This window comes from Geodermatophilus sp. SYSU D00696 (assembly GCF_054050235.1).
Genome location: NZ_JBJGYY010000035.1, coordinates 26,956 through 49,751 on the forward strand (window position 1 = coordinate 26,956; position 22,796 = coordinate 49,751).

Annotated in this window: 20 protein-coding genes; 10 read left to right on the forward strand and 10 right to left on the reverse strand. The window is 75.2% G+C overall.

Features of this window, described 5'->3' with window-relative positions; all coding sequences use genetic code 11:
* Positions 1-206: 206 nt before the first annotated feature.
* The 4 genes from ACI79O_RS19110 to ACI79O_RS19125 all read left to right on the forward strand — a co-directional run bounded on the left by ACI79O_RS19110 (position 207) and on the right by ACI79O_RS19125 (position 4,157).
* Complete coding sequence (locus ACI79O_RS19110) at positions 207-839, forward strand: hypothetical protein (RefSeq protein ID WP_456873831.1); 633 nt, start codon at positions 207-209, stop codon at positions 837-839.
* Positions 840-1,478: 639 nt separating this feature from the next.
* Entirely contained in the window at positions 1,479-1,721 is a 243-nt protein-coding gene (locus ACI79O_RS19115; RefSeq protein WP_456892347.1) for a hypothetical protein, read from the forward strand.
* Positions 1,718-2,665: a hypothetical protein gene (locus ACI79O_RS19120; RefSeq protein WP_456914931.1), complete on the forward strand. Its 948-nt coding sequence runs from the start codon at positions 1,718-1,720 to the stop codon at positions 2,663-2,665. Before ACI79O_RS19115 ends, ACI79O_RS19120 begins: the two co-directional genes overlap by 4 nt.
* A 118-nt stretch (positions 2,666-2,783) precedes the next feature.
* Positions 2,784-4,157: a neutral zinc metallopeptidase gene (locus tag ACI79O_RS19125; protein ID WP_456914932.1), complete on the forward strand. Its 1,374-nt coding sequence runs from the start codon at positions 2,784-2,786 to the stop codon at positions 4,155-4,157.
* 106 nt (positions 4,158-4,263) lie between these two features.
* Here the strand turns inward: ACI79O_RS19125 and phaZ are convergent, their stop codons facing one another.
* The 5 genes from phaZ to ACI79O_RS19150 form a co-directional block, all read right to left on the reverse strand.
* A complete protein-coding gene (gene phaZ / locus ACI79O_RS19130) occupies positions 4,264-5,112 on the reverse strand; it encodes a poly(3-hydroxyalkanoate) depolymerase (protein WP_456892353.1) in 849 nt (282 codons plus the stop codon).
* A complete protein-coding gene (locus ACI79O_RS19135; RefSeq protein ID WP_456892355.1) occupies positions 5,096-6,853 on the reverse strand; it encodes a PHA/PHB synthase family protein in 1,758 nt (585 codons plus the stop codon). Before ACI79O_RS19135 ends, phaZ begins: the two co-directional genes overlap by 17 nt.
* Positions 6,854-6,954: 101 nt before the next feature.
* On the reverse strand, positions 6,955-8,058 hold the full coding sequence (locus tag ACI79O_RS19140) for a lysylphosphatidylglycerol synthase transmembrane domain-containing protein (RefSeq protein WP_456892356.1): 1,104 nt from the start codon (positions 8,056-8,058) through the stop codon (positions 6,955-6,957).
* Positions 8,055-8,678 carry a hypothetical protein gene (locus ACI79O_RS19145; protein WP_456892358.1) on the reverse strand — a complete coding sequence of 208 codons (624 nt, stop codon included), beginning with the start codon at positions 8,676-8,678 and terminating at the stop codon, positions 8,055-8,057. Before ACI79O_RS19145 ends, ACI79O_RS19140 begins: the two co-directional genes overlap by 4 nt.
* On the reverse strand, positions 8,675-10,426 hold the full coding sequence (locus tag ACI79O_RS19150; protein WP_456892360.1) for a phosphatase PAP2 family protein: 1,752 nt from the start codon (positions 10,424-10,426) through the stop codon (positions 8,675-8,677). The genes ACI79O_RS19145 and ACI79O_RS19150 overlap by 4 nt, the downstream gene beginning before the upstream one ends.
* Positions 10,427-10,549: 123 nt before the next feature.
* Here ACI79O_RS19150 and ACI79O_RS19155 point away from each other — a divergent pair, with 123 nt between their 5' ends.
* Positions 10,550-11,455, forward strand: a complete 906-nt coding sequence (locus ACI79O_RS19155) for an ABC transporter substrate-binding protein (RefSeq protein ID WP_456914933.1) — start codon at positions 10,550-10,552, stop codon at positions 11,453-11,455.
* A complete protein-coding gene (locus ACI79O_RS19160; protein WP_456914934.1) occupies positions 11,452-12,525 on the forward strand; it encodes a DUF2332 domain-containing protein in 1,074 nt (357 codons plus the stop codon). The genes ACI79O_RS19155 and ACI79O_RS19160 overlap by 4 nt, the downstream gene beginning before the upstream one ends.
* Positions 12,526-12,534: 9 nt before the next feature.
* On the opposite strand, the gene ACI79O_RS19165 is transcribed toward ACI79O_RS19160, so the two are convergent.
* Positions 12,535-13,716 (reverse strand): acyl-CoA dehydrogenase family protein, encoded by a 1,182-nt coding sequence (locus tag ACI79O_RS19165; protein ID WP_456892366.1) that lies wholly within the window; start codon positions 13,714-13,716, stop codon positions 12,535-12,537.
* 141 nt (positions 13,717-13,857) lie between these two features.
* On the opposite strand from ACI79O_RS19165, the gene ACI79O_RS19170 reads away from it, so the two are divergent.
* Entirely contained in the window at positions 13,858-14,565 is a 708-nt protein-coding gene (locus ACI79O_RS19170) for a hemerythrin domain-containing protein (protein WP_456892368.1), read from the forward strand.
* A gap of 65 nt (positions 14,566-14,630) precedes the next feature.
* Here the strand turns inward: ACI79O_RS19170 and ACI79O_RS19175 are convergent, their stop codons facing one another.
* Positions 14,631-15,677 carry a YihY/virulence factor BrkB family protein gene (locus ACI79O_RS19175; protein ID WP_456892370.1) on the reverse strand — a complete coding sequence of 349 codons (1,047 nt, stop codon included), beginning with the start codon at positions 15,675-15,677 and terminating at the stop codon, positions 14,631-14,633.
* Between the two features lie 103 nt (positions 15,678-15,780).
* Complete coding sequence (locus tag ACI79O_RS19180; protein ID WP_456914935.1) at positions 15,781-17,298, reverse strand: MFS transporter; 1,518 nt, start codon at positions 17,296-17,298, stop codon at positions 15,781-15,783.
* Positions 17,299-17,467: 169 nt separating this feature from the next.
* On the opposite strand from ACI79O_RS19180, the gene ACI79O_RS19185 reads away from it, so the two are divergent.
* Positions 17,468-17,689 carry a hypothetical protein gene (locus ACI79O_RS19185; protein ID WP_456873847.1) on the forward strand — a complete coding sequence of 74 codons (222 nt, stop codon included), beginning with the start codon at positions 17,468-17,470 and terminating at the stop codon, positions 17,687-17,689.
* Between the two features lie 87 nt (positions 17,690-17,776).
* Here ACI79O_RS19185 and ACI79O_RS19190 read toward each other — a convergent pair whose 3' ends face one another.
* A complete protein-coding gene (locus tag ACI79O_RS19190; RefSeq protein WP_456914936.1) occupies positions 17,777-19,567 on the reverse strand; it encodes an acyl-CoA dehydrogenase in 1,791 nt (596 codons plus the stop codon).
* A gap of 92 nt (positions 19,568-19,659) precedes the next feature.
* Here ACI79O_RS19190 and ACI79O_RS19195 point away from each other — a divergent pair, with 92 nt between their 5' ends.
* Positions 19,660-20,127: a hypothetical protein gene (locus ACI79O_RS19195; protein ID WP_456914937.1), complete on the forward strand. Its 468-nt coding sequence runs from the start codon at positions 19,660-19,662 to the stop codon at positions 20,125-20,127.
* On the forward strand, positions 20,124-21,299 hold the full coding sequence (locus ACI79O_RS19200) for a zinc-dependent alcohol dehydrogenase (RefSeq protein ID WP_456892377.1): 1,176 nt from the start codon (positions 20,124-20,126) through the stop codon (positions 21,297-21,299). The genes ACI79O_RS19195 and ACI79O_RS19200 overlap by 4 nt, the downstream gene beginning before the upstream one ends.
* 253 nt (positions 21,300-21,552) lie before the next feature.
* On the opposite strand, the gene ACI79O_RS19205 is transcribed toward ACI79O_RS19200, so the two are convergent.
* Positions 21,553-22,796, reverse strand: a 1,244-nt coding sequence (locus ACI79O_RS19205) for an MFS transporter (RefSeq protein WP_456914938.1), incomplete at its 5' end; no start/stop codon positions are given.

Genomic DNA, 22,796 nt, shown 5'->3' on the forward strand with positions numbered 1-22,796 from the left:
GTCGACATGTGGGCGGTTGGCGGGGCCGGTCACCGTCCCGGACCAGCGCGTTCGCAACGATCCGGGAACGCCGTGTCCCGCGGGTCCTCCGCGGCCGTGCGGCGGGCTCCGCGCGCCCTACGTTTCCACCACCCGCACCGCCCTTCCCCGGTGGTCGCGGTCGCCGTCGCACTTCCCCTCGACGGCCCCCATGGACGGGACGAACGGTGGACACGGTGGTTCTGCGCAGCAGTGAGGTCCGGCTCGACGGCGAGGCGCGTCTGGGCTGGTGGTTGGTGAGCGAGGACGAGTTCGGCTCCGGCCGGCTGGTGGACGGGCCCTTCCCCGACCGCTCGGGCGCGGCCTGGGCGGCGGCCGGGCACGCGGTGGACGAGGGCAGCAGCCTGCGCCCGGTGTACGGGCTGCGCCGGCCCGACGGCGGCCTGCACCGGCGGCCCTCGCCGCAGGAGCTGGCGTGGCTGGCCCATCTCGGCGACCAGCTCGAGCGGCTGCCGGAGGACTGGGACGCCGCCCTCGGCGAGGAGGACCGGCTGGCCACCCTGGTCGTGGAGGTCGCGGCGGCGCTGACCGAGGCCGGCCTGCCGCTGTGGGACGCCACCGGCGCCGGCAGCGCGCTCGGCGGGGCGTGCCTGGCCGCCGAGCCCGGCCTCGACGGCGTCGTCGTGGGCTGGCGGCAGCACGACCGGATGAGCGTCGAGCAGGTGCACGGCCTGGTCGCCGACATCTCCGTCCAGGCCGTCATGAACCGCGCGCTGGCCGACGTCCTCTGGCTGCGCGGTCTCGAGGTCACCCCGCTCGGCGGCGACGCCGGCGGCCACGTGGTCCGCTACGCCGACTGACGGGAGCGCCTCCCTGCGGGAGGCACGACCGCACGCACGTCCACAGGGACGCCGTCGACCGCGACGGCGTCCCTGTGGCGTTCCCGGGGTCCGTCGGTGCCGCGGGGCAGGCTGCCCCTCCGGCGGTCCCCGACGAAGGTGCCGGTGCCCCGGGCCGAGTCCACCGACGGCGTGCACGGGGAGCGGCACCGGGACGGTCGCCGCGGCCCGCGGCCCCGTCGTCGACGGGCAGCCCCACGGGTACCGGGAGTGGTTCCGGCTCGACGGGACCCGGCTGCGGTCGGGCTCCTCCGACCACGGCCGGCAGACCGGGGAGTGGACGACGTACGACCGCAGCGGCGCGCCGCACCGGACGACGCCCTCCGGCTGACCGGGCGGCGACACGCCGCGGCCGCGCCGCCCGTCCGGGGACGACCGCACGGCCCGCCCACCGCGCCACGCGGGGGAACCGACGGCGAGTCGACATGACGGCGGCCGCAACGGCCGGTGACCGGGCCTTGACCAGGGCGGACACAACGATCGCGTGACGCCGCGGCCGCGGGTGGCGCCGGCGGGCACCGTCGCGGGCCCGCAGGCCCGATGCTTCCGACGTCACCGGCACTTCCCCGGCCGGGACGTCAGTCCGGGAGGAACCCCACCGTGAGCGCGCCCGCACCACCGGCACCGTCGCTGCCCGCCCCGGTCGCAGCCGGCGACGGGCTGGGCATCGCCGACCTCGTCGCCCTGCTCGGCCTCGAGCCCGCCACCGATCCGTGCGACGACCTCCCCGGCCGGCTCGCCCCCGCGCGCCGGCCGGTCGACGTCGTCGCCACCGTCCGGGCCTGGGTCCGCCGGGCCGCCGCCTGGGGCTCCGGCCCCCAGCGTTCCTGGTGCGCGTGGTGAACGACCCGGTCCTCCTCTGGCCGGTGGTCGCCGTCCTGGGGTTCGTCGCGATGGCCGGGCTGGTCGTCGCGCTGGGCCGGGCCTCGACCGCCCAGTACGAGTTCGAGCGCAACCGCGTCCGCGCCCAGCAGCCGGCGCCGGCCCCGGCCGACGCCGGCGGTCCCGGCGGCGAGGCGGCCGCCGTCCGGGTCGACGTCCCGGTGCCCGGCCCGGTCCCCGTTCCCGCGGACGGTGCTCCCGGCGGCGCGCCGCAGGTCCGCGGCGCCGTCGGCCTGGCCCCGCACCCGGCGCCCGCCCCCACCGCGCACCCCGCCGGCCGCCGGCTCGCCGACGCCGGGGCGCCGACGGCGTGGTGGCTGACCGACGGCGAGGGCGACCCCTCGGCCCCGGCGGCGCTGGCCGGCCCCTACGCCGACCGGGTCGAGGCCGAGTGGGCGGCCGTGTCCTGCGGCCTCGACGGCGACGCCCGCGCCGTCCACGGCACCCTGCGCGACGACGGCACCGTCGCCCGGCGCCCCTCGCCGCAGGACCGGGCGTGGCTGACCGAGCTCGGGGAGCAGCTCGACCGGCTCGCCGACGACTGGGACGACCTGCTCACCGACGAGGACGCGCTGACCACGCTGGTCGTCGAGGTCACCGCGGCGCTGGTCGAGGCGGGCCTGCCGCTGCACGACTGCTCCGGCGCCGACCGGGACGACGTGCTGCCGGGCGGGGTGTGCCTGACCCCCGAGCCGCTGCGCGGCGGCATCCTGGTCAGCTGGCGGCAGCACGACCGGATGGCGGTCCTCCAGGTGCGCGGTGCCGCGCTGGACACCGCCGTGCAGCGGACGATGAACCAGACGCTGGCCACCCTGCTGGTGCAGTTCGGCTTCGTCGTCGAGGAGTTCGGGGACGCCGGCTGCTCTCTGGTCACGGCGATCCGGTCGTACCCCTCGGCGGCGTAGCGGGGTCCGCGGCGCGGGCGGGGACGACCCGGTTGACCCGGTGCCACCGGGCGGGGCAGCCTCCTGCCGCCCAGCCCGGACGCCGCCCGCGCCGTCCCCCGACCGGAGGTGGCCTGCCGTGCGCGTTGCCCGCCCCGCCGCCGGGCTGCTGCTCGCCGCGGGTCTGGCGCTGTCCGGCTGCACCGCCGTCGTGGCCGGCACGGCGACCGGGCCCGGCGGCGGGCCGCGCACCGACGCCACCGACGCCGACGTCCCGGTGCACCTGGCCGAGTCCGGCGACGAGACCGACCGGATCGCCCGCAACGCCGTCGCCGACGTGCTCACCTGGTGGGAGCAGACCTCCCCGCAGCTGTACGGCGCCGACTTCGACGGGGTCGACGGCGGCGTCTGGTCGATCGACCCGGACGAGACCGACCCCGCCGACCTGCCCGGCGGCGACTGCTTCTCCGACGACCTCGCCGACCTCGCGGAGAACGCCTACTACTGCGGCGACGACGACGCGGTGGTCTACGACCGGGCGTGGCTGGCCGGCCTCGCCCGCGACTACGGCCCGTTCATGGTCGCCGAGACCATGGCGCACGAGATCGCGCACGCCGTCCAGGCGCAGGCCGGCCTGGACGCCCCCTCGATCGTCGCCGAGACCCAGGCCGAGTGCTTCGCCGGGGCGTGGACGCGCTGGGTGGTCGACGGCAACGCCGCGCACGTCGCCGTCCGTCCGGACGAGCTCGACCCCTACCTGCTGAGCTACGTCTACTTCGGCGACCCCCCGGGCTCACCGCCCGACGCCGAGGACGCGCACGGTTCGCTGTTCGACCAGCTCTCGGCCTTCCAGGAGGGCTACGCCGACGGGGCGCGGGTCTGCACCGCCTTCGACGAGTCACGGCTCTACACCCAGCAGGAGTCCGACCCGGCCCGCGACGCCGGGGACCGGACCCACGGCGAGGTCGTGGCGGCGAGCGACGACGTCCTCGACGCGTTCTGGGAGCAGGCGACGGGCACCGGCTTCCCGGGCACCGAGGCGCTCGGCGGGCGCCTGGCCGAGCCCGACGTCCGGGCCGCCGACGGCGGGACCTGCACCGGCCGGGACGAGGACGCCGACCTGCTGTACTGCCCCGCGGACGGCTCGGTCCGCTACGACTCCGCCGGCCTGCTCGCACCGGCCCACGACGACGTCGGCGACTTCGCGGTGCCGGCGCTGCTGGCCCTGCCCTACGCGCTGGCGGTGCGGGACCAGCGCGGGCTGACCCTCGACGGCCCGGCCGCGGTGTCCGCCGCGGCGTGCGCGACCGGCTGGCTGACCCGCGAGACCTTCCTCGGCGAGGTCGACGGCGCGCGGCAGCTCGCACCCGGCGACGTCGACGAGGCCGCCCTGGCCCTGCTGCGCTACGCCGGCGACCCGGCCGTGGTCGCCTCCGCCGGGCTGTCGGACTTCGAGCTGCTCGACGCCTTCCGCCGCGGCTTCGTCGACGGCGGCGACCGCTGCGGCTTCTGACCGGTCGGTCCGTGGCGCACGGCGCGATGGTGTGCGCCGGGGCCGGGTTCCCGGCGGTCGAACCCGGCGTCAGCGCACAGGCTCCGGCTGTCCCCGGGACGACCGGTCAGCCGTCCCCGTCGAGGAACGCGTCGACCACCGGCGCCAGCTCGCGGGCCTCGGTGACCAGCGCCAGGTGCCCGCCCTCGTAGAGGTGCAGCCGCGCGCGCGGGATGCCGCGGGCCAGGATGCGGGCGTTGACCGTCGGGATGATCGGGTCGTCGTCCCCGCAGAGCACCAGCGTCGGCTGCCGGATCAGCGACAGGAACGGCAGGCTGCTCCACCCCGCGCTCGCGGCCAGCTGGAAGTAGTAGCCGCGCCGCGGGCCGAGCCGGCTGTGCGCGTGCAGCGCCCGCGCCGCCCGCGCCGGGTCGGTGCGCACGGTGCCGCCGTAGAGCTCGCCCGCGATGCGCTCGGCGTAGCCGGGGTCGCGGTGCCGCCGGGGCGTGAGCATGTGGGAGAGCACCCGCGGCGAGGCGGGCACCATCAGCGACCCGGTGCCGGTGGCGGCGAGCACCAGCCGGCGGCACCGGCGGCGGTGCTGGACGGCGAAGTGCTGCGCCAGGCCCCCGCCCCACGACAGCCCGAGCACGTCGACCTCGCCGTCGTGACCGAGCCGGCGCAGCAGCCCGGCCACCACGGGCGTCAGCGTGGCCAGCACGTAGGGGACCACCGGTGGCGGCGACCCGCCCACGCCGGGGACGTCGAAGCGGACGACGGTGCGGCGCGGGTCGAGCGCGTCGACGAAGGGCTGCAGCACCTCGAGGCTGGCGCCGATGCCGTTCATCAGCAGCAGCGGGGGACGGGAACCGTCGCCGCGGCGCTCGGCCACGCGCAGCGTGCGGCCCCCGACGACCAGCGTCCGGACCGTCTCCCCCCGGTCCGGCCGCGGCCGCGACTCACTTGTCGAAGACATACGTCCCCGGCGCGTCACCGAGGACCGGCAGGTCCGGCCCGCCCAGCGACTCCGGCGCCGGTACCTCCTCCCCGGCCCGCTCGGCCAGCCACCCGGTGAAGTCCGGCCACCACGAGCCCTTCTCCTTGCGGGCCGACGCCAGCCACTGCTCCGGGTCGGCCGGCGTCTCCGGCGCCACCTGGAAGGACGCCTTGGGGTTGGTGGGCGGGTTGACCAGCGAGGCGATGTGGCCGGCGGTGGACAGCACGAACCGGCTGCGCCCGCCGAGCAGCTGGGTGGTGCGGTAGCAGGACTGCCACGGGCAGAGGTGGTCGGCGATGCCGGCGGTGACGTAGGTGTCGACGTCGACGGTGGAGAGGTCGACCGGGGTGCCGAGCATGCTCGACCTCCCGGGCTCGGTGAGCTGGTTGCCCAGTGCCACCTCGATGAAGTCGCGGTGCAGCGCGGCGGTCATCCGCGTGGTGTCGGCGTTCCAGTAGAGGATGTCGAAGGCGGGCGGGGGCTGGCCCTGCAGGTAGTTGTTGACCCAGTAGTTCCACACCAGGTCGTTGGGCCGCAGCCAGGCGAAGACCTCGGCCAGCATCGCGCCGTCGAGGTAGCCCTTCCGCCGCGACTTCTCGGTGGCCTCCTGCACCGCCTGCTCGTCCATGAGCGCGCCGATCGTGCCGGCGCGCGACCAGTCGAGGACGGTGACGGCGAAGCTGGCGGCGGCCACCCGGTCGAGCCGGCCGGTGGCGGCCAGGTGGGCCAGCACCATCGCCAGGATGATGCCGCCGGAGCAGAAGCCCTGGAACGCGACGCGCTCGCTGCCGGTGATCCGCTCGGCGGCGTCGGCGGCGTCCAGGACGGCCTGCCCGTAGGTGTCCAGGCCCCACTCGGCGTGCCGGGCGTCCGGGTTGCGCCAGCTCATCATGAAGACCTGGTGGCCGGCGCCCACGTAGTGCTCGACGATGCTGCGGCCCGGCGCGAGGTCGGTGACGTAGTACTTGTTGATCGTCGGCGGCACGATGACCAGCGGCGTGCGGTACACCCGCTCGGTCGTCGGCCGGTACTGGATCAGCTCGAACACGTCGGTCCGCAGGACCACGGCGCCCGGAGTGACGGCGAGGTCCTCGCCGACGGTGAACGCGTCGGGCTCGACCATCGAGGGCACCCGCGGCGGGGACACGATGTCCGAGACCAGCCGGCGCAGCCCGGAGACGGCGTTGCGGCCGCCGGTGTCGATGACCGCCTTGAGCGCCAGCGGGTTGAGGAACGGGACGTTGCTGGGCGCGAGCGCGTCGACGACGTTGGTCAGGGTGAAGCGGATGCGCTCGTCGTCGCGCCAGTCGAGGTCGACGTCGTCGACCAGGCCGGCCGCGGCGCGGGCCGCGGCGATGTGCGCCTGCATCGTCCGCTTGAACAGGGGGTTGCCGGTCCATGCGGGGTCGGCGAAGCGGCGGTCCTTGGGGTTGGGCGCGATCTCCGAGCGGCCGACCGCGATCCGGCCGACCTCGCGGGCCAGTTCCCCGCCGCGGCGGGCCACCGCGTCGGGGTGGCGGACCAGGGCCGACCCGAGCGCGGCGAGCGTGCGGGCCGGCGGGACCATGCGCCGCAGCGGCCCGCGGGCGGCGTCGACGAGGACCATGTCCAGGCCCATGACGGCATCGCCCGCCTGCTCCTCCGCGCTGCCGTCGGCGGCTGCGGCCGGGCGCGGGCGGTCGGCGGGCCCGGCGGCCGGACGCTGTGCGGTGGTGGTCATCGCGGACTCCTGACGGGGTGCGGGGGACCTGGTGACCCGGCTCACTCAAGCACAGGTCCCCGGCTCCGGCAGGAGGACGGCGGCGGGCCGGCCGGCCCCCGTCAGGCGCTCTCCGGCACCAGTTCCGTGCGCGGTGCGGAGTTGGGCTCCCGCCGCCACGAGCGGTTGGTCCGCCAGAACACGTACGTCCCCACGCCCAGGGGGATCGGCAGCACGTAGGTGAGCGCGCGGAACACCAGGACCGCCGCGGCGACGAGCGCCCGGTCGCCGCCGGCCGCGGACAGGCCGGTGATCAGCGCCAGCTCGATGACCCCCAGGCCGCCGGGGGTGAACGGGACGGCGGTGAGCAGGCGGGCCCCGGCGAAGACCGCCAGGGCCTCCACGGCAGAGACCTGCTCGGCGTCGACACCCACCGCGCGGAGGGCCACGAGCAGCACGAGGAACAGCGAGAGCTGGCTGACGATCGTCGACAGGGTCAGCCAGTGCCAGCGGGCGCGCAGCAGCAGCGCCGTCCGGTCGCGGAACCTCGTCGTCGCCAGGTCCCAGCCCTGCACCGGCGGGCGGCCGAACGGCCGGATCAGGGCGGACACCACCCGGCCCAGGCCCCTGCCGATCCGGGCCGCGCTCTCCCGGCTGCGCAGCAGCAGGCCGAGCAGGACCACGGCCACGACCAGTCCCGCGACCCCGGCCAGCCCGGCGAGCACCCGGCCGGTGGTCGGGGTGGAGGAGAACGCCAGCAGCGTGACGGCGAACACCGGCAGACCGAGCTTGACGAAGTTGTTCCACAACCCCGACAGCAGCAGCATGACCGAGGTCCGCGAGCGGGAGAACCCCCACGAGGAGTTCATCGCGTAGGTCAGCCCGAGCGAGAGCGCCGCCCCGGCGACCACGGTGTTGGACACCGCGGTGGTGGTCAGCGACGAGACCGTCGCCTCCCGCAGCCGCAGCCCCGGCATGGTCGTGACCATGACGAACTGGTAGGTGAGCAGGTTCCACGCGGCGGCCAGCGCCAGCACGGCCGCCTGCGCCCAGGACATCGCCCGCACCGCCGCCCAGACGTCGGACAGGTCGGTGAACTGCGGCAGGAACCAGAAGAAGACCGCGCCGACCAGCGCCAGGGAGAGCAGCGGGGTCAGCACCCGGCGCCAGAGCGGGGTCCGCCGCGGCGGCCGGGCGGGCGGGGCCTGCGGGGCGACGGCGGTCACGGCGGGTCCCTCCCGTCATCGGCGGCGGCGTCCTCGTCGGCCTCGGGAGGGTCGAGGTGCAGCCGCCCGCCGCTCGCCTCGTACACCTGCGCGGCCAGTTGCTCCCGGCTCACCACGCCCAGGCTCTGGGTGGCGAGGGCCAGCGGCTCCCCGCGGTTGTCGCCGGACAGCGTGAAGACGATGGTCACGCAGCCCCCCGGGAAGACGTAGTGGCGCCGGCCGAGGTACTGGGGTGTCACCTGCGTCACCCGCTCGAACCGGCGCAGGCCGTCCCGCTCGCTGGGGATCTCGGTGGCGCCCCGGGTGTCGCACTCGGCGGTCAGCCGCACCTCGATGGCGCGCAAGCCGTCCCGGTCGGAGTTGAGCCAGAACCGGGCCGAGCCGGCGCGGGCGTCCACGCCGGCGTAGGTCCACCCGACCGGCACGCTCTCGACGCACGGCACCCAGGTCGCCGTCGGCACCGCCTGGGCCATGAGCACGACGGCGTTGGCCGCCCGCGCGTCGTCCCCGCTGACGCAGGCGGGCATGTCGACGCTGACGCTGGGCGCCCCGGTGCTGCATCCCGCGGCGAGCAGGGGCACGGCGAGCAGCCCGACGGCCGCCCGCCCGGCCCGGCTCACAGCGGCGCCCCGAGCAGGTCGACGCCGACGGCGATGGCCAGCACCACGGCCAGGACGGTGACCAGGGTCAGCCCGACCCTGCGGAAGGACCACCGCTGGATCCGCACCGGCGGCAGCCGGTAGGGCAGCAGCCGCAGGAAGTCCGCGTGCAGGTCGCGGCCCTGCGCCCGCAGCATCCGGCGCAGCTGGGAGGGCATGGTCAGGCCGCGGGTGGCGGCGAAGGCCTCGGCGATCTCCTCGTCGGAGAACTGCACGCGCGCCCGGGCGAGGACCCGCTCGGCGTCGGTGCGCAGCGCGAGGACCAGCATCATGTTGGACAGGTCGACCGCCTGCCGCCAGGGGCTGGGCCGGATCTCGGCGAACGCCGAGTCGATGAGGAACAGGGTGCCGTCGCGCACCAGCACGTTGGCCGGCTTGATGTCGCGGTGCGCCATGCCGATTTCCCACAGCCGGCGGATGACGGCCAGCCCCTGGTCGATCACGTCGTCGTCGACGGGGACGTCGGGGTCGCCGATCTCGCGCGCGCCCACGAGGAACTCGGCGACCAGCAGGTACTCGCGCTCCGGGGTGATCTCCACGATGCCCAGCGGGTGCGGCACCGGCAGCCCCGCGTCGGAGAGCAGGTGCAGCACGTAGTCCTCGTACTGAACCAGCCGGCGCACGCTGTGGTAGGGCTTCTCGTCCTCGAGCCGGCCGTAGAGCAGCGTGCGACCGAGCTTGAACCAGCGGTCGGACCGCAGGTGCGTGACGGCGTAGAGCTTGCCGAAGACGCAGCTGTCCTCCTCCGCGTCCTCCGCGTCGTCGGTGCCCTTGACGGTGATCCGCAGCGGCGTGGAGCCCCCCGAGCCGGCCAGGCCGAACGGCTTGACGGACGTGGCGACCAGGCCCAGCTGGTCCTGCAGCGCCCGGACGATCGCCTCGCCGCGCGCCCCGGTGACGTCGAGGTGGGCCGGGCTGCCGCGCCGGTAGACGACGGGGTAGACCTCGTTGGGCGTCAGCAGCCGGAAGGCGGCCAGCGGGGCGGCGACCCCGAGGACGACGCCGGCGAGGACGTCGGTGGGGTGGTCCTGGGCCAGGTACAGCCGGGAGGCGGCCGTGACCAGGAGCAGGCCGCACACCACCCACTTGCCGACGTCGCGGCGGCGGCCGGCGGGCACCAGCGAGTACAGGCTGCTGACCAGGAAGGTCGCCAACACCGTCATCGGCACCGAGGGCATCGAGAAGCCCGACCAGTACCCGAGCACCTCCACCTCGTAGGGCCGGTGCCGCTGCAGCACGGCCGCCATGGTGGTCGCGGTGTTGACCACCAGGAGGCCGACGCCGACCCAGACGAACAGGTGCCGCCACCGCCGGAAGACGACCAGGACGACGAGGTTGGTCAGCCACAGCAGGTGGACGGCCCGGCCGGTGGCGAGGACGCCGGCCACCTCGGCGACCCGGGTCAGCCCGGGGGAGCGGATGGTCGCGACGGCCTGCAGGATGCGCGTGTCGACCAGGTCGAACACGGCCACGCTGCCGGTGACGACCACGACGACCCAGGTGACGAGCACCAGGCCGCTGAGCGCCAGCCACCACTTGCCCGACGCGTTGAGGTGCCGCGGCAGCGGCGGGGCCTCGCCGGAGGGCCGGCGGCGCCGGTGGACCCGGTGGACCTGCGGCGGGTCCGGGCGGCGGAGCTGCCCGCCCGCCGGCGCCGGCACCCGCGGCACCGGTGTCTGCGGCGCGGAGGACCGCGTCGTGGCCGCCATGCCGCCCGATGCTGCACCCGATGCGCTCCCAGGACCATCGACCTTGGTCCCGTCCGCGACTAGCGTGGCTGCTCCCGCGCCCGAAGGCCGCGGGGCGCCGCCTCCTGCCCGGGAGGGCCCGCGATGCGCCGTCGCCCGTTCCCCGTGTCCGTCCTCGCCGTGGTCGCCGTCGTCGCGGCCCTGCTGAGCGCGTGCGGCGACACGGCCGCGGACGCCGGCCCGCCCCGGGACCCGGGGATCCGGATCGCCTCCTACGACTTCCCCGAGAACCAGACCCTGGCCGAGGTCTACGCCGAGGCGCTGCGGCGGGCGGGCTTCGCCGTGACGGTGCAGCACGGCATCGGCACCCGCGAGGTCGTCTTCCCGGCGCTGGAGCAGGGGGTGGTCGACCTCGTCGTCGACTACCTGGGCACCGCCGCGGAGTTCCTCCAGGCCGGTGCCGGGTCGGTGCACGACCACCCGGAGCCGCTGCGCGACGGGCTGGCGGAGATGCTCGACCGGCGGGGGCTGACCCCGCTCGCCGCCGCCGAGGCCGAGGACCAGAACGGGTTCGTCGTCCTCACCGACCTCGCCGAGCGGCACGGGATGACGACGCTGTCCCAGCTCGCCGCGGTGGCCCCCGGGCTGGTCTTCGGCGGCCCGCCCGAGTGCCGGGAACGGCGGTTCTGCCTGCCCGGGCTGCGCGAGGTCTACGGCGTGGAGTTCGCCGAGGTCCGCAGCATGCCCTCGCGGTCGGCCACGGCCGAGGCCCTGCTCACCGGGCAGATCGACGTCGGCATGCTGGAGACGACCGACGCCCGGCTGACGGATGCCTCGCTGCTGCTGCTCCGGGACGACCGGTCGCTGCAGCCGCCGGAGAACGTGGTACCCATCGTGCGGACCGCGGTCGCCGACGAGCGGCTGCGCGCGACGCTGGACGCGGTCAGCGCCCAGCTGACCACGCTCGACCTGGTCGGGCTCAACCGCGCCGTCGCCGTCGACGGCGCCACCCCGGAGGAGGCGGCCCTGCGCTGGTGGGACGGCCGGTGAGCGCCGCGGGCACCGCCCGCCCGCTCGCCGAGGCGTACCGGCGCTTCGCGGAGGTCGACGCCGCCGGGACCTCACCGCTGTACGAGCGCGTCGCCGTCGCCCTGAGCCGGTCCCCCGAGGCGCTGCGCGCCCTCGGGGCACTGCCCGCGCGCCGGCGGCACCCCACGGTCGTCCTCGCCGCGCTGCACGACCTCGCCCTCGCCGGCCGCGCCCCGGCGCTGGCCGCGGCCTACACCGCCGGGGACGGCGACGCCGCCGCGCGGGCGGCGGTCGACACGCTGCTCGGGACGACCGACGCGGTCGTGGCGCTCGCCGCGCGCCGGCTGCCGCGGACCGACGGGACCGGGCGCTGCGCCGTGCTGTACCCGGCCGTCGCCGAGGCCGCCCGCCGGGTGGGCGCGGACGCGGTCGGCCTCGTCGGCGTGGGCTGCTCGGCCTGGTCCGACCTGCTCGTCGACCGCGTCGGCACCACCTACGGCGACGGGCGGTTCCTCGGCGACCCGGCGTCACCGGTGCAGCTGTCGGCGGCGGTCGTGGGGGACCGGCCGGTCCCCGAGCGGGCGGTGCCCGAGGTCGTCGCCCGGGTCGGCGTCGGCCGCGACCCGCTCGACCCGACCGACGCGGACGACGCCCGGTGGCTGCGCGCCTGCGTGTGGCCGGGGCAGCCGGAGCGGGCCGAGATGGTGGCGGCGGAGCTCGCGCTGGCCGCGACGGCCCCGCCGCTGCTGCTGCGGGGGGACCCCGTCGAGCTGCTGCCCGACGCGGTCGCCCGGGTGCCCGCGCCCGCCCTGCCCGTCGTCACCACCGCGTGGGCGCTCGCGCAGGTCCCGCCCGCGGGCCGGCTGCGGTTCCTGCAACGCCTCGACGACGCCGCGGCCGGCCGGCCGGTGGCCTGGGTGTCGGCGGAGGGGGTCGGGGTGGCGCCGGCGGTCCCGACCCTCGGGGACCGCCGCGCCTCCGGTCACAGCACAATCGGGCTGACCGTGGCCGACCGGTCCTCCCTGCGCGCCGAGGCCGTGGGCCGCTGCTGGTCGCGGGGCCGCACGCTGGCGTGGCTGGCCGATCCCTGACGTCCGGCCTCAGGCGATCGCGCTGGTGCCGGTGATCGCCCGGCCGACGATCAGGCTGTTCACCTCGCGGGTGCCCTCGTAGGAGTAGATGGCCTCGGCGTCGGCCACGAACCGGCCCACGTGGTTCTCCAGCAGGATCCCGTTGCCGCCCATCAGCTCCCGCGCCCAGCCGACGGTCTCGCGCATGCGCATCGTCGAGTAGCCCTTGGCCATCGAGGCGTGCTCGTCGCGGAGCATGCCGCAGTCCTGCAGCTGCGAGGCCCGGGCGCACAGCGCGGCGGAGGCGGTGATGTTGCCGAGCATCCGGAACAGCAGGTCCTGCACGAGCTGGAAGGAGGTGATCGAGCGGCCGAACTGGTCACGCTCCATCGCGTAGCGCAGCGCGTGCTCGTAGGCGCCGCGCGAGCAGCCGACCGCCGACCACGCCACGCTGACCCGGGTCGCCCGCAGCACGTTGGCCGTGTCGCGGAACGAGTTCGCGTTCTGCAGCCGGTTCTCCTCCGGCACCCGGACGCCGTCGAGGGTGATCAGCGCGTTCTGCACCGCGCGCAGGGCGATCTTGTCCTCGAGGTCGACGGCGCTGAACCCGGGCGTCGGCGTCTCGACGACGAACCCGAGCACCCGGTCGGTCTCCACGTCCCGCGCCCAGATGATCACCAGATCCGCGAAGCTGCCGTTGCCGATCCACTTCTTCTGCCCGTCGAGGACCCACTCGTCGCCGTCCCGGCGGGCGGTGGTCTGGATGCCCCGGGCGACGTCGGAGCCGTGGTCGGGCTCGGTGAGCCCGAACGCGCCGATGAGCTCCATGCGGGCCATCGCCGGCAGCCAGCGCTCCTTCTGCTCGTCGGAGGCGCACAGGTGCATCGTGCCCATGGCCAGGCCGCCGTGGACGCCGATGAAGGTGGCCACCGACGGGTCGCCCCGGCCCAGTTCCATGGACACCATGCCGTCGAACAGCGAGGAGCGACCCGGGCAGCCGTACCCGGAGTACTGGGCGCCGGCGATGCCCAGCTCGGCCAGGCCGGGGATCAGCTGGCGGGGGAACTGCGCCCGCGTCCACCACTCGTTGATGACCGGTTCGACCTGCTCGTCCATGAAGGCCCGGACGCGGTGCAGCGTCGCGCGGTCCTGCTCGTCGAGCAGCGCCTCCAGGTCGTAGAAGTCCGACGTGACGGTGGGCCGGTCGGCCATGGCACTGCCCTCCTCGCGGATCGGGACCCCGCTGTCCCCGCGCCCGCACTACCCCGCGCCCCGCCGGACAACCCGGTGTGCCCGGCGCCGCCGCCGGGCAGGACCGGACCGTTCCGTCCCGTGCGCCCCGAGGAGGGCCCCGTGCCCCGTTCCACCGCCGACCAGACCGACGACGAGCTCGGGGGGCCCGGCAGCGTGCTGGTGCGCCAGCGCGCCGACCACGTCGAGCTCGACCGCCTGCTGCACGAGCTCGACGGCACCACCGGCCGGGCGCAGGAGGAGGTGCTCACCCGGATCGACCGGCTGGTGTTCAGCCACGCCTTCGCCGAGGAGACCGTGCTGTGGCCGGTGATCCGCCGGGTGCTGCCCGACGGCGACGCGCTGACCCGGCGGATCGAGACCGAGCACCAGGAGGTCAACGAGCTCGTCGCCGCGCTCGAGGAGGGCGGCCCCGACCACCCGCAGCGGGCCACGCGGCTCGCCCGGCTGGTGACGGTGCTGCGCGAGGACGTCCGCGACGAGGAGGACCTGCTGTTCCCGCGGCTGCAGGAGCGCCTGGACCCCGCCGAGCTGCGCCGGCTCGGCCGCCGGTGGGAGCTGGTCCGCCGGGTCTCGCCCACGCGGGCGCACCCCACCGTGTCGCGGCGTCCGCCGGGCAACGCGCTGTCGGGCCTGCCCCTGTCGCTGGTCGACCGGACCCGCGACACCGTCGACGCCGTCGTCCGCCGGGTGCCCGCCCCGCTGGCACCGGCCGGTGCCGCGGTCAGCCGCGGGCTGGCCGTGGTGGCAGGGGTCATCGAGCGGACCCCACCGGCCCGCCGCGGCGACGGCCCGCCCACCGCCCGCTGAGCACACACCGGAGGCCCCCTCCCCGGCCGGGGAGGGGGCCTCCGGTGTGTGTGCCGTGCGGCCCGCTAGTTGGTGTTGCGGGGCTTGGGCTCGGCGCGGGCGTCGAGCTGGATCTCCTTCTCCGCGCCCGGGATGCCGTCCTTGAGCTCCTTGGTCCGCTCCTTCTCGGCGTCGAACTCGATGCCGAACAGCAGGGCCAGGTTGATCAGCCAGAACCAGATCAGGAAGACGACGACACCGGCCAGCGCGCCGTAGGTCTTGTTGTAGCTGCCGAAGTTGGCCACGTAGAAGGCGAACGCGGCCGAGGCCACGACGGCCACGAGGATCGCCACGGCGGCACCGGGGCTGACGAACCGGAACCCGCGCAGCTTGACGTTCGGCGTCGAGTAGTAGAGGACGGCGATCATCAGGGCCAGGATCACCAGGATCACCGGCCACTTGACGACGTTCCACACGGTGAGGGCCGTCTCGCCCACCCCGACGGCCGAGGCGATGGCCTCCACGACCCCGCCGCTGAGCACCAGCATCGCCACGATGACGGCGGCGAACAGGATGCCGATCAGGGTGACCAGCAGCTGCAGCGGCTTGAGCTTCCAGAACTTGCGGCCCTCGGGCGTCTCGTAGACGACGTTGGACGCGCGGGTGAACGCGCCCACGTAGCCCGAGGCCGACCACACCGCGCCGGCCAGACCGAGGACCAGGCCGAAGCCGGCGGCGCTCTGGCTGCCGGCGACCTGCTGGATGACCGGCTCCAGCGTGCTGGCCGCCTGACCCGGGAGGACGGTGGTCAGCGCGTCGGTGAGCTGCTGCGGCGTGGTGAGCAGCCCCACGATGGAGGTCAGCGCGATGAGCGCCGGGAACAGCGCGAGGACGCCGTAGTAGGTGAGCGACGCCGCCCAGTCGGTGAGGTTGTCCTCGCTGAACTCCTTCACCGTGCGCTTGATCGTGGCGAAGAAGGTCGTCTTCGTGTCGGTGCCGCGGGGGGCGTTGTCGAACCGCGTCGAGTTGACCTTGTCGTCGTGCGGCGCGGGGTCACCGGTGGAGTTGCCCGAGAAACGCGTCGGCTTCGACGCCTCGGTGCTCGCGGCGCGGGAGCCGTGGGGGCGGGCCATCGTGGTCCTCCGGGGCAGGGAGCGGGTGGATCAGGGTGATCGGTTCCCCGGACGACCCCCTTCCATGCACCGGGTGATCACACCGGCGCCGTCGGGGAGCGGTTCAGCGCACCCCGGAGACCGGCGACCACTCGCCGGCGCAGGCCGTGGCCCGCTCGACGTCGGCCGCCCCGCCGGCGCCGGCGGGACCGCGCCGCCGCCCCTGCACCATGCCGCCGACGCTGACCAGCGCCACCACCAGGGCCGAGCCCGCGCCCAGCAGCGACACCGCGGTGAACGCCCCCGCCCGCGGGAAGCCGGTGGCGGGGTCGAGCGCGGCGCCGAGCAACGCGACGGTGACCGTGCTGCCGACCGCCTGGCCCACCGAGCGGGCGATCGAGTTCACCGCATTGGCCACCCCGGTCTCGCTGCGCCGCACCGCCGAGACGACCAGCGTCGGCAGCGCGGCGTAGACCACCGTCACCCACGCCTGGGTCAGCAGCCCGGCGACGACGACGGCGGCCGGCTCCGCCCGCGCGGCGGCGAGCACGAGGAAGCCGGCCACGCCGGCGAGCGACCCGGCGAGCAGGGTGAGCAGGGGACCGACCCGGTCGACCACCCGACCGGCGACCGGGGCGAGGGCGATGCCCAGCACGCCACCGGGCAGCAGGTAGACGACGGCGGCCTCGAGCACCGGCGCCCCGAACCCGTAGCCGGCGGCCGCGGGCGGCGTCTGCACGTACTGCATGACCGCGAGGAAGGAGACGAACAGGCCCACGCCCGTCGCCAGCCCGGCGAGATTGGGCACCAGCATCCGCGGGTCGGTCAGCAGCGCGGGGCGGACCAGCGGCGCGGTCCGGCGGCCCTGGAACAGCACCCACCCGGTCAGCACGACGAGCGCGCCGGCCGCGCAGCCGAGCGTGGCCGGGGAGGTCCACCCCCAGGCGTTGCCCTGCGAGACCGGCAGCAGCAGGAGCACCAGCCCGATGCCGAGCAGCACGGCTCCCGCCCAGTCGACCCCGCCGGTCGCCGTCCCCGGGCGGCGGGGCAGCGCCACGGCGGCCAGCGCGAGGGACACCAGGGTGACGCCGAGGCCGACCCAGAACGGGCGGTGGTAGTCCCCGCCGTCGCCGGTGAGCAGCCCGGCCGCCACCAGGCCGACCACACCGCCGACGCCCAGGGTGCTGCTGACGATCGACATCGCCACGCTCAGCCGCTCCGGCGGGAGCTCGCGGCGCAGCAGGCTGATCGACAGCGGGAAGAGCCCGTAGGAGGAGCCCTGCAGGACCCGGGCGACCAGCAGCAGGGGCAGTGACCGGGTGACGATCGCCAGCAGGGTGCCGGCCGCGACGGCGACCAGGATGCCGAGGACGACCGGGCGCTCGCCGTGCACGTCGCCGAGCCGGCCGAGGACCGGGGTGAGCACCGCGGCGGCCAGCAGGTTGGCGGTGAGCACCCAGCCCGCGGCGGCGGGGGAGACGCCGAGCTGCTCGCCGATCGGGCCGAGGACCGGCACGACCAGGCTCTGCAGCAGCGACAGCGTCGTCACCCCGAGTGACAGGGTCAGGACGAGGAGCGCCGGACGCGTCGGCCGGGTGGAGACGGCGGTGCCGGACGGCGGGGCCCCGGCGCCGGCGGACACCTCCCGATGACACCATGCGGCCACCCCCTGCACCGCACCGGGCCGCCGGCCTGCCCGGATGTGGCCGTGCTCACAGCCCGTCAGGTGAACACTACGTGACGACGATTGAGAGGCGTTGGAGCCGGGAACACAGAAGGCGGACGACGATTCCGCCGGGCACGGTCCGGTGGTGCGACACGAGACGAGCAAGGGGACGTTCGAGATGGTTCTGTGGCCGGCTGTCGCCCTCGTCGGGTTCCTGGTCCTCACCGGGCTGGTGATCGCGATGGGCACCTCGACGACGGCACGCTACGAGCGCGAGCAGCGGGCGGCCGCCTCCGCCGCCACCCGGCGGGAGAGCGCCGTGACCGGCGCCGCCGTCGAGCCGGTGGGGGTGGCCCAGGCGGCCTGACGCCCGGCCCGACCTCCGTGCGACCGCGCCCCGCCGCTCCCTCGAGGAGTCGCGGGGCGCGATCGCGTTCCGGAGCTGTTCCGGGCGCTAGAGCCAGGCGTCGGGGGTGTCGAGCACCGTCCGGTCCAGCGACTCCAGCAGGTCCAGCCAGGTGTGCACCTTCGGCAGCTCCCAGCGCTGGAAGTACCGCGCCGCGGCGCGCTTGCCCTCGTGGAAGTCGCTGGTCGCGTCCCGCGTGGCCAGTGCCTGCTCCAGCCACAGCCACCCGACGACGGTGTGGCCGGCGGCGTCGAGGTAGGCGCTGGCGTTGGCCAGGGCCAGCGCCGGGTCGCCGGTGCCCCACAGCGTGCCGGTGACCGACACCAGCCGGCCGACGGCGGCGTCGACGTCGGCGGCGAGGTCGGCGAACGGTGTCCCGGCCGCCCGCGCCGTCGTCGCCGAGATCGTCTCGGCCAGCAGTCGCAGCCCGGCGCCACCCTGCAGGGTGACCTTGCGGCCGAGCAGGTCCAGGGCCTGGATCCCGTTGGTGCCCTCGTGGATCGGGTTGAGCCGGTTGTCCCGGTAGAACTGCTCGACCGGGTAGTCGCGGGTGTAGCCGTAGCCGCCGTGCACCTGGATGGCGAGGTCGTCGGCGACGGGGCCCCACTGCGAGGGCCACGCCTTGGCGATCGGGGTCAGCGTGTCGAGCAGCAGGTGGGCGCGGGCACGCTCCTCCTCGGTCTCCGCGGTCCGCTCTTCGTCGACCAGGCGCGCGCAGTACAGGCCCAGCGCCAGCCCGCCCTGGGCGTAGCTCTTGGCGGCCAGCAGCATCCGGCGGACGTCGGCGTGGTCGACCAGCCGGACCATCGGCGAGGACGGGTCCTTGCTGCTGGCCGGGCGGCCCTGGGTGCGGGTGCGCGCGTACTCCAGCGCGTGCAGGTAGCCGGTGTAGCCGAGGACGGTCGCGCCCATCCCGACGCCGATCCGCGCCTCGTTCATCATGTGGAACATGTAGGAGAGCCCCTTGTGCGGCTCCCCGACCAGGTACCCGACGGCGCCGGCCCGCCCGCCCGGGGTGTGCACGCCCTCCCCGAAGTTGAGCAGCGTGTTCGTCGTCCCGCGGTAGCCCATCTTGTGGTTCAGGCCGGCCAGGACGACGTCGTTGCGCTCGCCGACCGACCCGTCGTCGGTGACCAGGAACTTGGGCACGACGAACAGCGATATGCCCTTCACCCCGGGGGGGCCGCCGGGGATCTTGGCCAGCACCAGGTGGACGATGTTCTCGGTCAGCTCGTGGTCGCCGGCCGAGATCCACATCTTGTTGCCGGAGAGCCGGAAGGTGCCGTCGTCCTGCGGCTCGGCGCGGGTGGTGATGTCGGCCAGCGACGAGCCGGCCTGGGGCTCCGACAGCGCCATCGTGCCGAACCAGCGGCCCTCGAGCATCGGCCGGACGAAGCGGTCCTTCTGCTCCGGCGAGCCGTGCGCGAGCAGCAGCCGGGCGTTGCCCATGGTCAGGAACGGGTAGCTCGACGTCCCGACGTTGGCCGCCTTGAACCACGCGAACGCCGCCTGCCCGACGGTCTGCGGCAGCTGCATGCCGCCGTACTCCTCGTCGAAGGTGCCGGCCATGATCCCGGACTCGACGAACACCGCGAGGGCCCTGGCGACCTCGGGGATCATCTCCACCCGGCCGTCGACGAACCGCGGCTCGTTCTCGTCGGCCTTCCGGTTGTGCGGCGCGAAGTGCTCGGTGGCGATCTGCTCGGCGAGGTCCATGACCGCGTCGAAGGTCTCCCGCGAGTGCTCGGCGAACCGCGGCCGCTTGGTGAGGGTCTCGACCTCCAGCCACTCGTGCAGGAGGAACTCCAGGTCGCGGCGGGACAGGATCAGCGAGGACACGGGAGCCTCCACGGGCGACGGCGGCGGGAGCGCGGGCACGCTGCCCGACCGGCCCACGATAGGCCGGGGGACGGGCCGGGTAGCAGCACGCCATGGACCTCGACCAGCTCGTCAGCCGGGCCACCGGTCTCGCGGGAGGAGCCGGCGCGGCGCTGCTCGGGCGGCTGCAGCACGTGCGGCTGCCCGGCGTCGGCACCGCATCGGCCAGAGACGACCCCGCCACCGCCGCCCGGCGGTGGCGCGCGGTCACGGTGCTCGCCGACCCGGACCGGCTCGCCGACCTGCCGCCCCCGCTGGCCGCCCTCGGGGACCGGGTCGAGACCCGGGTGACCCCGGCGCCCGGCGACAAGGGCACCGAGCTGGCGGCCCGCTTCCGCGGGCCGGCCACGGACGAGGAGATCGGGCGGCTGCGGCAGGCGCTGCGCGAGGCCAAGCAGCTGGTCGAGGTGGGCGAGGTGCTCAGGATGGACCCGCGCCCGCACGGCGAGCGCACCGGGACCCCCGGCGGCCGGCTGCTGGACGGCGCGGTGGCCGCGTCGCGGCGGGAGGGCGTGCTGTGAGGGCCCTGACCTGGACCGGCGTGAACCAGCTGTCGGTGGAGGACGTCCCGGAGCCGCAGGTCCTCAACGACCACGACGTCGTCCTGCGGGTCACCCGGACCACCACGTGCGGGTCGGACCTGCACCTGCTCTCGGGCTACATCCCGTTCATGCGCGCCGGCGACGTCATCGGCCACGAGTTCATGGGCGAGGTCGTCGAGGTCGGCGCGGGTGTCCGCCACCGCCGGGTGGGCGACCGGGTCGTCGTCGCCTCGTTCGTCTCCTGCGGCGCCTGCTGGTACTGCCGCCACGAGCTCTACTCGCTGTGCGACAACAGCAACCCGAACCCGGGCATCACCGAGGGGCTGTGGGGGCAGGCGGTCGGCGGCTGCCTGGGCTACTCGCACGCCGTGGGCGGCTACGCCGGCAGCCACGCGGAGTACGTGCGGGTGCCCTTCGCCGACGTCGGCACCTCCGTGGTCCCCGACGGCGTCTCCGACGACCGCGCGCTGTTCGCCTCCGACGCCGCCTCCACCGCGTTCACCGGCGTCGACCTCGGTGGGGTGCAGCCCGGCGACACCGTGGCGGTGTGGGGGGCGGGCGCCGTCGGGCAGATGGCCGCCCGCATCTCGGCGCTGGTCGGCGCCGAGCGGGTGTTCGTCGTCGACCGGCTGCCCGAGCGGCTCGAGCAGGCCCGCACGCACGCGGGCGCGGAGACGATCGACTACACGACCACCGACGTGGCCGCCGAGCTGCGCGAGGCCACCGGCGGCCGCGGCCCCGACGTATGCATCGAGGCGGTGGGCATGGAGGCGCACAGCCCCGGCCCGCAGGGGGTGTACGACCAGGTCAAGCAGCAGCTGCGGCTGCAGACCGACCGGACGGCGGCGGTCCGCGAGGCCATCCTGGCCTGCCGCAAGGGCGGCAGCGTGTTCCTGCTCGGCGTCTTCGCCGCGATGGCGGACAAGTTCCCGCTCGGCGCGGTGATGAACAAGGGGCTCACCCTCCGCGGCGCCCAGGTGCACGGGCCGCGCTACATCCCGCGCCTGCTGGAGTGGATGGAGCGCGGGGACCTGGTCACCGAGTACCTGGCCACGCACGTGATGCCGCTGGAGGACGCGCCGCGCGGCTACCGGCTCTTCAAGGAGAAGCAGGACGGCTGCGTCCGCGCGGTCTTCCTGCCCCACGGCTGAGGCGCGCCGTGTGTGCCGGCCCCGTCGACCATGCAGTTGTCGCCGCTCGCGCCGGCGTGTCCGCGCGTGTCGGCGGCGACAACTCGACTCTCGATCACGCGGCCTGCTGATCATCGGCTGCGTGCACGCGACATGGGCGACACGCCGTCCGGACGTGCACGCATCCGCAGGTCGACGCGCGAGCCGCCCGTGGACGACGAGAGGCCCCTCCCCGCAGGTCGCGGGGAGGGGCCTCTCGCAGTCGTGCGCCTCGTCAGCGGTGGCGGCCGACCGGCTCGGCGTCACCGGGACGCCCGGCCGGAGGCGCGGTCGACGTCGGCGCCGCCGCACCCGCCGCCTGGACCGCCTGCGCGCCGGCGTCCTCGCCCGTCGGCTCACCGGCGGTCTGGGCAGCCGCCTGGCGCGCCTCGATGCCGGACTTGGTGCTCAGCGCCAGCTGGGGCAGGAACAGGAAGACGAAGAACCCGACGGCCACCACGCACGCGGCGATGAGGAACACCAGGTCGATCGAGTTCGAGAACCCGGTCTTGAACGGCGCGGCGAGGAACGACGGCAGCGACTGGATGAACGAGGTGTCCGACAGGTCGCCGCCGGCCGGCAGCCGGCCGCTCTGCACCGCCTCGGCCACCCGCGGGTCGGTCGCCGCCGCGGAGGTCACCGCCTCCCCGATGTCGGTGGGCAGCCGGCTGAACAGCACCGACAGGAAGACCGCGGTGCCGATGGTGCCGCCCATCTGGCGGAAGAACGTGACCGAGGAGGTGGCCACGCCCATCTCCCGCGGCGAGACGGCGTTCTGCACGGCGAGGATCGCGGGCTGGAAGTTGAAGCCCAGGCCCAGGCCCAGCAGCACCATGAACGGGACCAGCGTCCAGATCGAGGTGTCGGCGCCGACGACGAACGACATCGACACCAGCGCGACGGTCATGGACACGATGCCCACCAGCGGGAACACCTTGTAGCGGCCGGTCCGCGAGATGGCGATGCCGGAGCCCATCGCGCCGGTCATGATGCCCGCGACCAGCGGGATCATCTGCAGGCCGGCGACCGTGGCGCTCGAGCCGTGCACGATCTGCAGGTACTGCGGGAGCAGCAGCAGCCCGCCGAACATGCCCGCACCCATCACCACGCTGCCGATCCCGACGACGGTGAAGCTGCGGTTGCCGAACAGCCGCAGCGGCAGCAGCGCCTCGTCGCGGTAGGCGCGCTCGGCGAGCAGGAAGGCTACGAAGCCGACGGCGCCGATGCAGTAGCAGGCCAGCGACCGGCCCGAGGTCCAGCCCCACAGGCGGCCCTGCTCGGCCACGATGAGCAGCGGCACGAGGAACGTGACGAGGGCGAGCGCGCCGGGCCAGTCGATGCGGTGGTCGCGCCGCTCGTGCGGCAGGTGCAGCACCCGGTACACGGCGGCGAAGGCGAGCAGGCCGAGCGGCACGTTGACGTAGAAGATCCAGCGCCAGCCGGTGATGCCCAGCAGCGAGGACTGGCCGGCGAGGAAGC

Bases quoted from the DNA above. Each gene is read 5' to 3' on its own strand.
- phaZ (WP_456892353.1), bottom strand. From the start codon at position 5,112: ATGTCTTCGACAAGTGAGTCGCGGCCGCGGCCGGACCGGGGGGAGACG.
- ACI79O_RS19135 (WP_456892355.1), bottom strand. From the start codon at position 6,853: ATGACCACCACCGCACAGCGTCCGGCCGCCGGGCCCGCCGACCGCCCG.
- ACI79O_RS19150 (WP_456892360.1), bottom strand. From the start codon at position 10,426: ATGGCGGCCACGACGCGGTCCTCCGCGCCGCAGACACCGGTGCCGCGG.
- ACI79O_RS19155 (WP_456914933.1), top strand. From the start codon at position 10,550: ATGCGCCGTCGCCCGTTCCCCGTGTCCGTCCTCGCCGTGGTCGCCGTC.
- ACI79O_RS19165 (WP_456892366.1), bottom strand. From the start codon at position 13,716: ATGGCCGACCGGCCCACCGTCACGTCGGACTTCTACGACCTGGAGGCG.
- ACI79O_RS19175 (WP_456892370.1), bottom strand. From the start codon at position 15,677: ATGGCCCGCCCCCACGGCTCCCGCGCCGCGAGCACCGAGGCGTCGAAG.
- ACI79O_RS19195 (WP_456914937.1), top strand. From the start codon at position 19,660: ATGGACCTCGACCAGCTCGTCAGCCGGGCCACCGGTCTCGCGGGAGGA.